The organism is Acinetobacter genomosp. 33YU (genome assembly GCF_001990725.1).
GTDB classification, from domain to species: domain Bacteria; phylum Pseudomonadota; class Gammaproteobacteria; order Pseudomonadales; family Moraxellaceae; genus Acinetobacter; species Acinetobacter seifertii.
In genome coordinates, this window is the sequence record NZ_LFZQ01000001.1 from 121,501 (window position 1) to 135,545 (window position 14,045).

A 14,045-nucleotide genomic window follows, 5' to 3' on the forward strand; every position below is an offset into this window, starting at 1 on the left:
AAATAAGCTAATTAGGTTGAAAAAACACCAAAAATATACGTTAAAACACTTTCTAAAGTTTAAGCTAGTAAACATTATTTCTATAACTTAAATGGAATTAAAAATAAGGAGAAGATCATGGCAACAGGTACAGTAAAATTACATCGCGTATTTAAAGCACCTACTGAACGTGTTTATCGTGCATTTCTAGACCCAGATGCTTTAGTTAAGTGGATGGCTCCTCACGGCTTTACTGCGAAAGTTCATAGTTTTGATTCAAATGTAGGTGGCTCATACAAAATGAGTTTTACTAACTTTTCGACAGGATCAACACATTCATTTGGCGGAACTTATGTTGAGCTCATTCCAAATGAATTAATTCGTTATAACGATCAATTCGATGATGCAAAATTACCTGGTACGATGCAGGTGACTATTACATTAAAGACTGTACTGGTCGGCACGGAGGTGCATATTACTCAAGAAGGAATACCCGAAGTTATTCCTGTAGAGGCATGCTATTTAGGATGGCAAGAGTCTTTGTCGTTATTGGCACTTTTGGTGGAAGCTGCGATTCCAGATCAGTAAAAGAATTTTATTTTTCTAAAAAAAAGAGTAGGTCGTAAGACTTACTCTTAACATAGCTCTAATTGGTTTTGTTGTTCCAATAATTTAACTATGGCTGAAAAATCGACTTGTTGTGCATCAGGTCTGGAAACCTGATTAAACTGTTGTTGAATTAGACTAAAAGCTGGAAGTTCTAAATTATTTTGAGTAACTAAATTTAGTGCTATCCCAATATCTTTTTGTAATAAATCTAAAGCAAAAGTTTTTTCAAATTTACGGCTTAAAACACGTTGCATCATAATATGCTCTGAAACATTGCTTTTGCCACTAGAGTGGTTAATGCAGTTCATTGCGGAATGTAAATTTACGCCTTGAGATTTAAGAATGCTCAAACCCTCTGCTAGCGCCCAAAGATGTGTTGCCATTAGTGTGTTATTGATAGCTTTTACTGCAAAAGCAGCACCGCTTTCGCCGACATATTCAACTAAATTAGCAAATGCTTGAATGATTGGTTTTGCTCTTTTAAAAGCAGACTCGTTACCTCCGACCATTACCGTGAGAGTTCCTCGTTCAGCCCCAATCGTTTGTCCTGAAACTGGTGCATCTAAATAATCAACTCCACTTAATTTGAGCTGTTGACTGAGTTTTCTTGCAGTCTCTGGCACACCGCTAGTGCAGTCTACCCAAATACAGCCTTGTTTTAGTTGAGAATCCGCAATTAAATTTTCTACATCTTGGCTAGTCGGTAGGCATGAAAAGATAATATCTGCTTGCAGAGCTTGTGTCAGGTCTACAGCCTGCGTACCAAAGGTTTGTTCATGTTGCTTTGCTTTGGCAAAAGTACGATTCCAAACATAGACTTGGCTACATACTTGGGTTAAATGGGAAGCCATGTGCCATCCCATTGCACCTAAACCGATAAATGAAGCACTTTGAATCAAGGAGTTTCTCCAAAATTAAAGGTGTGGGACAGAATTAAGCGGTTCTACTGATTTTTCAATAGATTGACTTTCGGATTTTTCCGTTCTGTTGAGTAATAGGTTAAGCACAATTGCTGCAAGTGTCGCAGTTCCAATACCCCCTAAGTCAAATGGCCCAATATGTAGACTTAAATTACCAGCACCCATAATCAAGCTGACTGCTGCAATGATTAAAGTACTATTTTTAGTGAAATCAACTTTGTTATCGATCCAAATTTTTGCTCCAGCTACAGTAATTAAACCAAAGACAACAATGGATGCACCGCCTAATAGAGCAACAGGAATGGTGCTAATGATTGCTCCAAATTTGGGAGATAGACCGAGTAGAATTGCAAATACTCCCGCAACCACAAAAATAGTCGTTGAATAGACTTTAGTTACAGCCATCACACCAATATTTTCGGCATAAGTCGTCATACCTGTACCACCAACAGAAGCTGATAAACTTGTACAAATACCATCTGAAAAAAAAGCACGACCCATATATGGCGATAAATTACGTTCTGTCATGGCAGAAACAGCTTTGAAATGTCCTAAGTTTTCAGCGACTAAAATAAGCGCAACAGGTGCAATCAATAAAATAGCTTTGGCATTAAAAACAGGTGAGTGAAAAGTGGGTAGGCCAAACCATGCAGCTTGACTGATCGCATTAAAATCGATGGGTTTGCCTAACCCTAAGATATTGGTGAGTAGAAAATAAATAAAATAAGCACTGATGAGCCCGATGAGTAATAGAAGGCGGCGAATCATACCTCTTGTAAAAACAGCAACGGCACTAATGCATAAAATGGTAATGACTGCCATCCACGTGTCAAAGCTATTTGTCGAAACGCTTTTAATTGTTACAGGTGCAAGGTTTAAACCAATAATCATCACAATTGCACCAGTGACCACGGGTGGCATGAGTTTTTCAATCCATGCAGTTCCAGTTTTCATCACAATTAAACCGATGCATGCATAAATCAAACCGCAAATGATTGTACCGCCCAGCGCCACAGCTAAATTTGGATTTGCTCCAACCCCTGCATAGCCTGTAGCGGCTGCGACTGCGCCAATAAAGGCGAAGCTTGATCCGAGATAGCTAGGCATACGCCCACCTGTCATTAAAAAGAACAAGATGGTGCCAATACCAGTAATAAAAATGGTGAGGTTCGGATCAAAGCCCATGAGTAACGGGGCTAAAACAGTTGCTCCGAACATCGCAAAAGCATGTTGTAACCCCAAAACAATACTTTTACCAGGAGGAAGATATTCATCAATTTGTACGGGAGTTTCTAAATTACCTGTGTGCGGCTTAAATTTAGGAAACCAAGATTCTTTTGTTCGCATAACAGATCCTCTTTTTCATTTTTTATCTGCATTAGCATGCTGTTTGTAATTCGCAATAATTGCGGTTGAAGTACATAAGTGCATTAAGTCCACTTTGGTGTTTCATTGCTTTGACCGAACAAAACAAGACATCATGACTACCGATACTCATGCTTTGTACAATTTCACAATCAAATGATACCAAGGCCTCATTCAAAATCGGAGAACCAGTGAGTAGCTTGCTCCATTCCCCATGAGCAAAGCGTTCTGGCATTGGTGTTTTTCCACCGAAAATTGTAGATAGCGTACTTTGATGGGCAGCTAAAGTATTGACACAAAGTACCTCATTTTGTTTAAAAGTATTAAAAACGGATGCTGAGCGGTTGAGACAAACCAATAGTGTCGGCGGTGTATCTGTTACGCTACATACAGCGGAGGCTGTAAAGCCAGCCTTTCCCGCAGGCCCATCTGTCGTGATGACATTCACTGCTGCTCCAAGATTTGCCATGCCTTGTCTAAAAGTATGCTGATCTACTTCTAAGTGTGTTGAGCATGTTTGAGCCTGCTGAATCGTAGATGGAGTTAAAACCTGTTTCTCTTCTGTTTTTTGCATGATTGCTCTCCAACCCCAATTCATGATCATTACAATGAATCGAGGCTAAAACATCACATTAGTGATGATGCTGAAGGTTTTTATCAGTGACATCGCTTATCCCACATGGGCAATCGATGCAATCTCAATTAAAGCATCGGGTTTCACCAAGCCGCACTGGATACAAAAGCGAGCAGGTTTGTCACTCGGAAAGTATTCGGCATATACCTTATTCACTGCGGTATAGTCCGCCCAATCTTTAATGAAAATGGAATTGAACGTTACGTCATCCATGGTGCCACCCGCAGTTTCAATCACTTTTTTGATCGTTTCTAAAATATGGCGAGTTTGTCCTGCAGCATCACCAATACAGACCACATTATTATTTTCATCAAAAGCTAATGTGCCTGAGACATACACAATATTGTCTGCTTTGGTTGCAGGAACATAGGGTGCAAGTGGTGCCGATGTTCCTTTAGGGATAACAACTTGTTTAGACATAAGATGCTCCAAATCAAAAATTTTAGATAAAATTAAATGTATGAATTAGGCAGATTGCTGTAGTAATGCTGAGGCCGAACCAAAGGTTTCAATAAAGTTATTGGTGTCAGATACCCAGCCAAAAAAAGTTTTAATGTTATATAGCGCTGCGTCGTGAGCCTCTTGAGGTCCGGCTTGATAGCAAGCATCTTTAAGTGCAACGCCGAAATATTCCAAAAAGAAACCATCACGCAAGGTCGACTCGACACAGACATTGGTGGCAATACCTACAAAGACCAAATTACGAATGCCACGAGCACGTAAAATGCTGTCGAGCGCGGTGTTAAAGAAACCGCTATAACGTGGCTTTTCAATAATGATGTCTTGTGGAAGTGGTTGTAACTCATCAATTAAAGCAAAGTCCCAACCACCTTTAGATAAAAGTTGGCCTTGTAACTCGGGGCGTTTACGCATGGTTTTTAAAGCATTGGATTTATGAAAATTTGGTGAACCTAAACCACCGGCTTCGACGTAGTTTTTATCCCAACCATTTTGGAAATAGATGACCTGAATCCCTGCACTATGTGCAGCATCGATCGCCTTTTTAATATTTTCGACTACAGGCTTAGTCTTTGAAACATCAAAACCTGCTAAATCTAAATACCCACCTAAAGAGGTGTAGGCATTTTGCATATCAATGACAACAAGTGCAGTTTGTTCTGCTGCTAGTTGAATATGTTCAGGTTCTGCTTTTAATACTTTGCCTGTACCGATCTGTGACGTGAATTCTGCACACACAATATTAGACATTTCATTCATGCGCTTTTCTCCAAAACAGTTGGTTCGGCTTGCTCTGCCAGTTCGGTAACGACACTTTCACGACATTTCATGAGCGGTTGAATGCGTTGACCAAAATCTTCTACACCTTGTACAAAGTCATCAAAGGTCAACAAAATTCCTTCTGTACCTTCAATCTCGGCAATCTCATCAAGCATTTTTGCGACATTTTTAAAAGAGCCAACAATGGTGCCCATATTGATATTGACTGGAGAAACACTAGAGGCCATGTGACGAATATTGGTGTCAGTGCCAGACACTTTATCTTTTGCACCTTGGTCTTGTAGCCAACGAATAGCTTCCATGTCCGCACCATCGTTATAGTGTTGCCATTTCTGCATTGCAGCAGCATCTGTTTCGGCTGCAATTACCATAAACAACACATAGGTCTGTACATTGCGTCCAGTTTTGTCAGTTTGAGCTTTTAAACGATCATTAATTTCGGCATAGGCTGTCGGTGTGTTTAAACCTTTTCCAAAAACAAAGTTGTAATCGGCATATTTTGCGGAAAAAGCTAAACCAGCATCAGACTGTCCTGCACAGATAATTTTCATATCAGCTTGAGGCTGTGGTTTGACCTGACAATCATTCATCTGGAAAAACTCGCCTTTTAGGTCTGACTTCCCGGTTGCCCAAAGTTCACGTAAAACTTCGACATATTCAGATAAGTAGTCATAGCGTTTAGCAAAATATTCATCGCCGGGCCACATACCCATTTGGGAATATTCAGGCATTTGCCATCCAGTCACGACGTTTAGTCCAAAGCGACCGTTGGAAATCGAGTCTATGGTCGATGCCATACGTGCCACAATTGCAGGAGGCATGACTAGTGTTGCTGCAGTTGCATAAATTTGAATTTTACTGGTGACAGCAGCGAGACCTGCCATGAGGGTAAATGTTTCAAGGTTATAGTCCCAAAACTCAGTTTTTCCGCCAAAGCCACGCAATTTAATCATGGAAAGGGCAAAGTCAAAACCGTAGTATTCAGCACGTTGTACAATTTGTTTGTTTAACTCAAAGGTAGGTTTATATTGCGGCGCATTTTCTGAAAGCAGCCAGCCATTATTTCCAATTGGACAAAAAACGCCGATCTTCATCTTGATTCCCCATCGTGAGTTTAGCAAGTCGAACTGAAAGTTATAAAAGATATAATTTTCAGTATTTGTTTGTATTTTTAATAATGCATAGTGCGTGCCAACTTTAATATTTAAATACTTATCAATGTCTTGAATTTATTATTTGGTATAATTTTTATCAAATGGTAAAAAATAATGCGGTTATGCACCAAGCAGGAACTAACTTGCTTCATTGTGCATCATTTGATCAATTTTGCTTTTGGAGTGCGTATTACATTCATTGTTCTGAGACAGTAGAACAAAAAAGGCGACATTGAAGTCGCCGTGTAGAACTAAGATATTTCTCTTTTGAGATTAAAGAGAGTGGTATGGACTTTAATCATTCCACCCGACAAGCCTCTTCAAAATTTAAGCGAGGAAGGCGGGTATAAACTTTTTCAGGGTCGCCATAGCCGATATTAATGATGAGATTAATATGATGATTTGTCCCTGCAAAAAATAGCTCATCAACCAGTTTCGCGTCAAAACCAGACATTGGACCTGTATCTAGACCTAAACTACGGCATGCCATAATTAAATATGCAGCTTGCAATGAACTATTACGAAAGGCAGTTTCATGTGCTACGGCTTCACTTGATGTAAACCATGATTTTGCATCGGCATAAGGAAATAGTTCTGGCAGTTTGTCATAAAATCTTGCATCGGTTGCAACCAAAACAGTGACAGGAGCTGTCATCGTCTTTTCTACATTGCCAGACAACAATGCTGGCTTGAGTTTTTGTTTAGCTTCAGGTGTTGTTAAAAATACAAAACGAGCTGGGCTACAGTTGGCAGAAGTCGGTGCCATTTTGACCAGATCATAAATTTGTTGAATTTGCTCAGGGGGGACGGCTTTATCTAACCATGTGCTGTGGGTTCTAGCTTCTAAAAAAAGTTGATCTAAAATATTTAATGTTTTTGCATTCATGATAAAGCCTTAATACTGTAGAAAAATTGGATGAAAGTTTGATTTAGTGGTTGAGACTCGGTCACTGTGGAAGCATGGGCACCAGAGGGTAAAATGCAAAGTTGACCATGACCGAGTTTGGTAAAAAGATCTTGTGATTTATGTACCGGAACTAAAAAATCATCTTGATTGGCGACGATATGAATTGCTGTGTCTTGTAGTGCCTGTACGTGCTCTGTCTGTAATTGAAAATGCATTAATGCTTTGAGTCGGGCAAAGACATTTGTCTTAGGTGGAAAACTTTGGAGTTGAATATCTTCAGTACTTTTAATATGGCTATGATTCTGAGAAATCCAGGCTGGAGGATACAAAAATAATGCCTGTGCACGCACATAGGCTTCAGTACCTGCTGACGCCAATAATGCGATACGGGCATCAAAACATTTTTGTGTATGCGCATCTAGTTTGTCCCATGCATTAATCAGTGTCAGGCTGAGCATGGTAATTGAGCTAGATTTCAGTTGCTTTGCAAGTTCCATTCCGATGATGCCACCCAAAGCATGCCCGATCATATGGAACTCATAAATTTGAAGATGTTCTAATAAGTGTAGTAATTGATTTGCCATGTCACACATATGGTAGTGTGCCGGTAATAAAGCACTGTCTTGGTGACAGCCTTCTTGGTCATAAGTCACGACGTTGAAATGAGCACTCAATGATTCAAGCTGTGGGCTCCAAAAACTAGCATGACCACCTAACCCTGATGACAAAATCAAATAAGGGGCGTCTTCCTGAGAGGAACATGGATAAATATAATATTTCATTTTTTACCATTTGATAAAATAATGAAAAGTTCAAAAGCAATTTATATGCCTGAATTAATAAGAAATGGCAAATTGAGATAATATTTTGTGCAAAAGATTTAGATTGTAGAAGCAAGCAAATCAATCTAATGGTTAAACCAATAATGTCTAGATTAAGCAGAGTAGAGGTAGAAATGGATATCCAAATTAAAAGAATTTATGAAAATGCTGACCCTAGTGATGGGAAACGAATATTAGTTGATCGGCTATGGAGCCGCGGAATAAGTAAAGAAAATGCCCATTTAGATTTGTGGTTAAAAGAAGTGGCGCCTTCAACTGAATTGCGCAAGTGGTTCCATGCGGCAACGCCAGATCATTGGGAAGAATTTAAGCGACGTTATTTAAAAGAGCTAGAAACCAACTCCGCAGTCGAAGAGCTACAGCACATTGCAGTAAAACATACAGTTACGCTTTTATATTCAGCAAAAGATGTGGAGCATAATCATGCGATTATTTTGAAAGAATATTTATTAAGTAAAAACTCAAAATGAATGTATAAATTTTTTTTTGGTAAAAGTCTTTTATTTGAAACTTTAAAAAATGAGTCATATCTCGCATAATATACTTTTTGAGATTTTTTTATGTCTTTGCCAAATTGCCCAAAATGCCAATCAGAATATACTTATCAAGACGGCGACTTATTAATTTGCCCTGAATGCTCACATGAGTGGAAGGAAGGGGAAGCTTCAATTGCTGATGAACAAGAAGTGATTAAAGATGCAAATGGTAATGTCTTGGCAGATGGCGATAGTGTCACTGTGATTAAAGATTTAAAAATTAAAGGTTCATCTTCGGTTGTAAAAGTAGGAACAAAAGTAAAAACAATTCGTTTAGTTCCAGATGCAAGTGATGGCCATAATATTGATTGCAAAATTGATGGTATTGGTCAGATGAAATTAAAATCTGAATTTGTAAAAAAAGCTTAATTTGTTAATTTTAATTACATCTTGGTAGAGGTACTCATGTAGCCTTTACCTTTTTAACTTTCAACATCCTTATAATTTTATTACGATAATGTATAAAAAGTAGTCTATCCAAAGTTACACACCTCATTTATATTGTCATCAATAACAAATAACTTTCGTCCAGAATAATAACGAAAGTCATACCCACATCAACAAAAAAACGAGGTTCATATGGCAGGATGGTACGAGATTTCACAAGCGAGTGATGGACAATATCGCTTTGTACTCAAGGCTGGTAATGGCGAAATTATTTTAAATAGTGAGCTATATAAAGCGAAAGCATCGGCAGTCAATGGTATTGAGTCAGTTCAAAAAAATAGTGGTGACGATGGGCGATACGATCGTTTAACTGCAAAAAATGGAAAACCTTACTTCAATTTAAAAGCAGCCAATCATCAAATTATTGGTACGAGTCAGTTCTACGCGAGCGAAGCATCACGCGACAAAGGGATTGAATCGGTTAAAACCAATGGATCTTCGACAACCATTAAAGATTTAACGGTTCAGGCATAAAATTAAATGTAAAAAAGCAGCTTCTAAAAGCTGCTTTTTTATTTATGTATTTATTAACGAGCTAATTTAGCTGCAAGTTCTTCTTTAGTTAAATTGCTCGCTTCAGCATCGCGGCGACCTTTATATTCAAAAGTACCAGCATCAAGACCTTTCTCACCAATCACAATACGGTGTGGAATACCCATTAACTCAAGGTCAGAGAATTTAACGCCCGGACGTTCGTTACGGTCATCAAGTAATACGTCAAAACCTTGAGCTTGAAGTTCTGCATAAAGTGCTTCAGCTGCTTCAAGAGTACGAGGTGATTTGTGTGCATTCATTGGAACAATTGCGATTTCAAAAGGAGCAATCGCTTGTGGCCAAATAATACCTTTGTCATCGTAGTTTTGTTCAATTGCAGCTGCAACTACACGTGTTACACCAATACCGTAACAGCCCATTGTTACTGTAAATGGCTTACCATCTTCACCTAAAACTTTACAACCTAAAGCTTCAGAGTACTTAGTACCAAGCTGGAAAATATGACCTACTTCAATACCGCGTTTAATTTGGATCGTGCCTTTACCATCTGGAGATGGGTCGCCTTCAACCACATTACGTAAATCAAAGACTTCAGTGATTTGCGCATCACGTTCCCAGTTTACGCCTACAGCGTGTTTATCAGCTTCATTTGCACCAGCAACGAAATCAGAAAGAACTGATGCAGCGCGATCAACAATAACAGTTAAGCCTTTTTCAACTAAACCTTGTGGACCTGTAAAGCCAGCCGTTAAACCAAATGCTTGAAGTTGCTCTTCAGTTGCAAATGTAAGAGGAGCGGCAACTAAAGGATGTTTCTCAGCTTTAATTTCATTCAGTTCGTGATCGCCACGTAAGAATAGGGCAACTACAGGAACATTGCCTTTTTCATCAGCAATACCTTGAACCAATAATGCTTTTACTGATTGTTTCGGATCAGCATTTAAGAACTGGCAAACATCATCAATTGTTTTTTGGTTTGGTGTTTCAACCAATTTAAATTCTTGTGTAGGTGCTGCACGCTCACCCACTAAAACTGCCTCAGCCATTTCAACGTTTGCTGCATAATCAGATTCAGTTGAAAATGCGATGTCATCTTCGCCACTTGAAGCCAATACATGGAATTCATGTGAAGCTGAACCACCAATCGAGCCTGTGTCAGCTTGAACTGGGCGGAAGTCTAAACCTAAGCGAGTAAAGATACGGCTATAAGTGTCGTACATCACGTCATAAGTTTCTTGTAATGATTCTTGAGTTGCATGGAAAGAATAAGCATCTTTCATAATGAACTCGCGTGAACGCATTACACCAAAACGTGGACGAATTTCATCACGGAATTTGGTTTGAATTTGATAGAAATTTACAGGAAGTTGTTTATAACTTTTTAGCTCGTTACGTGCTAAATCGGTAATTACTTCTTCATGTGTAGGACCAAGCACAAACGGGTTGTCGTGACGATCTTTGAAGCGTAATAATTCAGGGCCGTATTGTTCATAACGACCTGATTCTTCCCACAAGCTTGCGGGTTGGGTCACGGGCATGAACACTTCCATAGCACCTGAACGATTCATTTCTTCACGAACAATCGCATCAACTTTTTTAAGCACACGTGTTCCCATCGGCAGCCATGTATATAAACCTGATGCCAATTTACGAATCATCCCCGCACGTAACATGAGCTGATGTGAAATCACTTCAGCATCGTTTGGGGTTTCTCTCAACGTTGCAAATAAAAAGCGGCTTGCGCGCATGGAAAAAGTCCTAAAAAAGTTAAGCGTTATAAAAACGCAGATTATACGATAGTCGCTGCATTATGACATGAATCGTCGAGTTTGACGCAGCAGAAAGTTTTTCAAGTCATCCAGATAAGTGAAAATGACGGGTACAACTACTAGTGTCAACAGGGTAGAGGTGATTACACCACCAATAACAGCATGAGCCATTGGTGCACTTTGCTCTCCACCTTCACCCAAGCCTAGAGCTAATGGAACCATACCCATGACCATCGCACTTGTGGTCATTAAGATTGGGCGTAAACGGGTTTTACCCGCTTGTAAAATAGCATCATAACGACTTTCCCCATGTTCCATGGACTTTTTAATAAAGTCGATAAGTAAAATCGCGTTTTTTGTTACCAGCCCCATAAGCATAATGATGCCAATAATCGAAAATAGATTTAGGGTACTTCTAAACAAGAAGAGGGCAAGAAATACCCCAATCAATGACAGCGGCAAAGATGCCATAATCGCAGCTGGGTGAATAAAACTATTAAACTGAGAACCCAAAACAATATAAATAAATACAATGGAAAGCGTAATAGCAGTTAATGCATAACCTGCAGACTCGGCCATGTCGGCATTAGCCCCTTGGGTATTGAAGGTATAACCAGCAGGCAACTTAAATGCTTTCTGCATTTTATCAATATCTTTCCCGATATCTCCACTTGGGCGTCCAGATGTATTAGCTTGAATGAGTACTTCACGTTCAAGATCGCGTCGATTAATTTGTGACGCGCCGAGTTTTTCCTCAGTTGTTGCTACCGCACTCAATGGAACTAATATTGGTTGTCCATTTGCACCAGTTTTGTTTGAGTTGAGATATAGATTTTGAACGTCCTGAGGAAGCATGCGTTTGTCTTCATTTAACCGAATATTAACGTCATAGGTTTCGCCGTCACGATCTTCCCACGTTGTGACATTATCGCCTGCAATTAATGGACGGATTGCATTGGCAACTTGGGAAACAGACAAGCCTAAGTCACTTGCCAGTACACGATTAATATGAACACCTAAAGTTGGTTTTGGCTCTTTTAAAGAGCTTTCTAAATCGACTACACCTTTAATTTTGCCCATTTCAGTCATAAACCGATTTGAAATTTTTTGCAGCTCATTTAGGTCAGTTCCCTTAATGGAAATCATGATAGGTTTTTGACCACCAGAAACTGAATCTTGAGCAGCAGCAACGGAAGTAACATGAATGCCCGCTACGGTTTGCAAACGATCACGGAACTCATTGTTGAGCGTTGCTAAGTCTGAACTACGTTCTTGTTTTGGTTTTAAAGTCACTCCTAAACCCGCATGGTTTTTCCCAGAGTTTATTGTGCTATTTACAACCCCGTAGGTAGAAACAACATCAGGGAATTGCCTAATAATTTGATCGACTTGATGTAGTTTGGCTTGGGTATATTCCAAAGAAGCATCGACGGGCGTCTCGAACTGAATACGAATTTCGCCTTTATCTGGGACTGGTACAAATTCGGTTCCAATAAGCTTTGATAAACCTAAGGCAGCGAATAGTGAAGCAATCGCAATAATGACTGTAATAAAACGAAAGTGCAGAGCAAGCTTCAACAACTTTTCATAAATATGGGTAAGGCCATCTAATAATTTAGAAATACGATTAAAGAAACGTTGTAGTCGACTTTCTTTTTTCTTTGCCGGATCTTTCCAATGTGCTGAAAGCATCGGGTCGAGTGTAAAACTGATAAACATGGAAATAAGAACAGCTGTACTTACAGTTACTCCAAACTGGTAGAAGAAACGCCCAATTAACCCACCCATAAAAGCAACAGGTAAAAATACTGCCACAATGGTAAGTGTGGTTGCGAGTACGGCTAAACCAATTTCTTTGGTGCCATCTAAAGCCGCAGTGACATGATCTTTGCCAAGCTCTGTATGTCTAACTATGTTTTCTCGAACGACAATTGCGTCATCAATTAACAGACCAATACTCAGTGACAGGGCTAACAGCGTCATCATGTTAATACTAAACCCAAAAGCCCAAATGAAGGTTAATGTTCCAAGCAGGGTAATCGGTAAAGTTAAACCTGTAATGACGGTAGAACGGAAAGAACCTAAAAAGAGTAAAACAATTAAAACTGCTAAGCCTGCCCCTTCAAGAATGGTACGAACAACGTCTTTAATTGAAGCACGAATACCTTTAGAGCTGTCTGCCACGACTTTATAATTTAAACCTGCAGGCATTTGAGCTTTTAGCTTCTCTAACGTTTGGTAAGTTTTATCGACGACTTGAATTACATTGGCATCTGAACTTTTTAAAATATCGATAGAGACAGCCGTTCTTCCATTATAAAAAGCACTAGATTGCAGTTCGGCTTGAGTATCTTCAACAGTTGCTACTTGTTTTAAAAAAATAGGGGAACCATTTTTATTGGCAATAACCAAATCACCAAAACCAAAAGGATGAATAACTTTTGATTGAATCTGTACCACGAGTTCAGAATTCTTTTGCTGTAAAGTTCCCGCAGGGACTTCTATATTTTCATTTTTTAGCGTGTTAATAACCTGATCAATGCCAATACCGTAGCTTTGCAATTGTTCAGGATGGATTTTTATACGAATTTGACGTTTAGCATCACCAAGTAGATTGACATTACCTACACCAGAAACAGTTTTAAGCTGAGGCACAATTTTTTTATCTACATATGAACTTAATTGAGCCAAGCTCATCGTATTCGACTCAAACACCACCGACATAATTGGGCTAGATGAAGGATCGTAGCGTTGCACAATCGGCGTATCAATCTCATCACGAAATTGAGCGATAACAGGAGCAATTTTGTCGCGCACATCTTGTGCTGCAATTGCAGAAGAGGTATCAAGATTAAACTCGGCAATCACCATCGAAGACCCTTCACTTGAACGTGAAGTAATTTGTTTAATGCCTGAAATCGTGTTGATTTGGTCTTCGAGTTTTTTGGTAATATCTGACTCAACCGCTTCAGGTGAGGCACCAGCATATTGCGTGGTAACGACTACGAATGGGAAATCTACATTAGGAAACTCTTCAACCGTCATGCGTTTCCAAGAGGCTAACCCGAGTACCATTAAGCACAGCATCATCATAATGGTAAAAACGGGGTACTTCACACTGATTCGGGTAAACCACATAAGCTATTTGC

General features: G+C 39.3%; 14 protein-coding genes. 4 read left to right on the forward strand and 10 right to left on the reverse strand.

Translation table 11 applies throughout. The annotated features are described in order from the left end of the window. The first annotated feature begins 114 nt into the window (after nucleotides 1-114). Nucleotides 115-567: an SRPBCC family protein gene (locus AC056_RS00570; protein WP_077162425.1), complete on the forward strand. Its 453-nt coding sequence runs from the start codon at nucleotides 115-117 to the stop codon at nucleotides 565-567. A gap of 47 nt (nucleotides 568-614) precedes the next feature. Here the strand turns inward: AC056_RS00570 and AC056_RS00575 are convergent, their stop codons facing one another. The 8 genes from AC056_RS00575 to rutD all read right to left on the reverse strand — a co-directional run bounded on the left by AC056_RS00575 (nucleotide 615) and on the right by rutD (nucleotide 7,589). Continuing rightward, complete coding sequence (locus AC056_RS00575; protein ID WP_077162426.1) at nucleotides 615-1,487, reverse strand: NAD(P)-dependent oxidoreductase; 873 nt, start codon at nucleotides 1,485-1,487, stop codon at nucleotides 615-617. A 15-nt stretch (nucleotides 1,488-1,502) separates the two neighbouring features. After that, entirely contained in the window at nucleotides 1,503-2,855 is a 1,353-nt protein-coding gene (rutG, locus tag AC056_RS00580; RefSeq protein WP_077162427.1) for a pyrimidine utilization transport protein G, read from the reverse strand. Between the two features lie 31 nt (nucleotides 2,856-2,886). Then, a complete protein-coding gene (gene rutF, locus AC056_RS00585) occupies nucleotides 2,887-3,477 on the reverse strand; it encodes an NADH-dependent FMN reductase RutF (RefSeq protein WP_077162428.1) in 591 nt (196 codons plus the stop codon). A 66-nt stretch (nucleotides 3,478-3,543) separates the two neighbouring features. Further along, a complete protein-coding gene (gene rutC / locus AC056_RS00590) occupies nucleotides 3,544-3,927 on the reverse strand; it encodes a pyrimidine utilization protein C (protein WP_077162429.1) in 384 nt (127 codons plus the stop codon). 45 nt (nucleotides 3,928-3,972) lie between these two features. After that, a complete protein-coding gene (gene rutB / locus AC056_RS00595; protein WP_077162430.1) occupies nucleotides 3,973-4,725 on the reverse strand; it encodes a pyrimidine utilization protein B in 753 nt (250 codons plus the stop codon). Continuing rightward, nucleotides 4,722-5,840: a pyrimidine utilization protein A gene (rutA, locus tag AC056_RS00600; RefSeq protein WP_077162431.1), complete on the reverse strand. Its 1,119-nt coding sequence runs from the start codon at nucleotides 5,838-5,840 to the stop codon at nucleotides 4,722-4,724. Before rutA ends, rutB begins: the two co-directional genes overlap by 4 nt. Nucleotides 5,841-6,198: 358 nt before the next feature. Then, nucleotides 6,199-6,786, reverse strand: coding sequence for a malonic semialdehyde reductase (locus tag AC056_RS00605; protein WP_077162432.1), 588 nt, complete (start codon nucleotides 6,784-6,786; stop codon nucleotides 6,199-6,201). Then, nucleotides 6,783-7,589, reverse strand: a complete 807-nt coding sequence (gene rutD / locus AC056_RS00610; protein ID WP_039253219.1) for a pyrimidine utilization protein D — start codon at nucleotides 7,587-7,589, stop codon at nucleotides 6,783-6,785. The genes AC056_RS00605 and rutD overlap by 4 nt, the downstream gene beginning before the upstream one ends. 173 nt (nucleotides 7,590-7,762) lie before the next feature. On the opposite strand from rutD, the gene AC056_RS00615 reads away from it, so the two are divergent. The 3 genes from AC056_RS00615 to AC056_RS00625 all read left to right on the forward strand — a co-directional run bounded on the left by AC056_RS00615 (nucleotide 7,763) and on the right by AC056_RS00625 (nucleotide 9,106). Then, complete coding sequence (locus AC056_RS00615; RefSeq protein ID WP_077162433.1) at nucleotides 7,763-8,119, forward strand: DUF488 domain-containing protein; 357 nt, start codon at nucleotides 7,763-7,765, stop codon at nucleotides 8,117-8,119. A gap of 90 nt (nucleotides 8,120-8,209) precedes the next feature. Continuing rightward, a complete protein-coding gene (locus tag AC056_RS00620; RefSeq protein ID WP_019457546.1) occupies nucleotides 8,210-8,554 on the forward strand; it encodes a zinc ribbon domain-containing protein YjdM in 345 nt (114 codons plus the stop codon). A gap of 210 nt (nucleotides 8,555-8,764) precedes the next feature. Further along, the gene (locus tag AC056_RS00625) at nucleotides 8,765-9,106 is read left to right on the forward strand and encodes a YegP family protein (RefSeq protein WP_039253226.1); all 342 of its coding nucleotides are present in this window, start codon (nucleotides 8,765-8,767) and stop codon (nucleotides 9,104-9,106) included. Between the two features lie 53 nt (nucleotides 9,107-9,159). Here the strand turns inward: AC056_RS00625 and AC056_RS00630 are convergent, their stop codons facing one another. Together AC056_RS00630 and AC056_RS00635 are read right to left on the reverse strand one after the other, a co-directional pair. Further along, nucleotides 9,160-10,875, reverse strand: coding sequence for a proline--tRNA ligase (locus tag AC056_RS00630; protein WP_039253228.1), 1,716 nt, complete (start codon nucleotides 10,873-10,875; stop codon nucleotides 9,160-9,162). A 60-nt stretch (nucleotides 10,876-10,935) separates the two neighbouring features. Next, a complete protein-coding gene (locus AC056_RS00635; RefSeq protein WP_077162434.1) occupies nucleotides 10,936-14,034 on the reverse strand; it encodes an efflux RND transporter permease subunit in 3,099 nt (1,032 codons plus the stop codon). Between the last annotated feature and the right edge of the window lie 11 nt (nucleotides 14,035-14,045).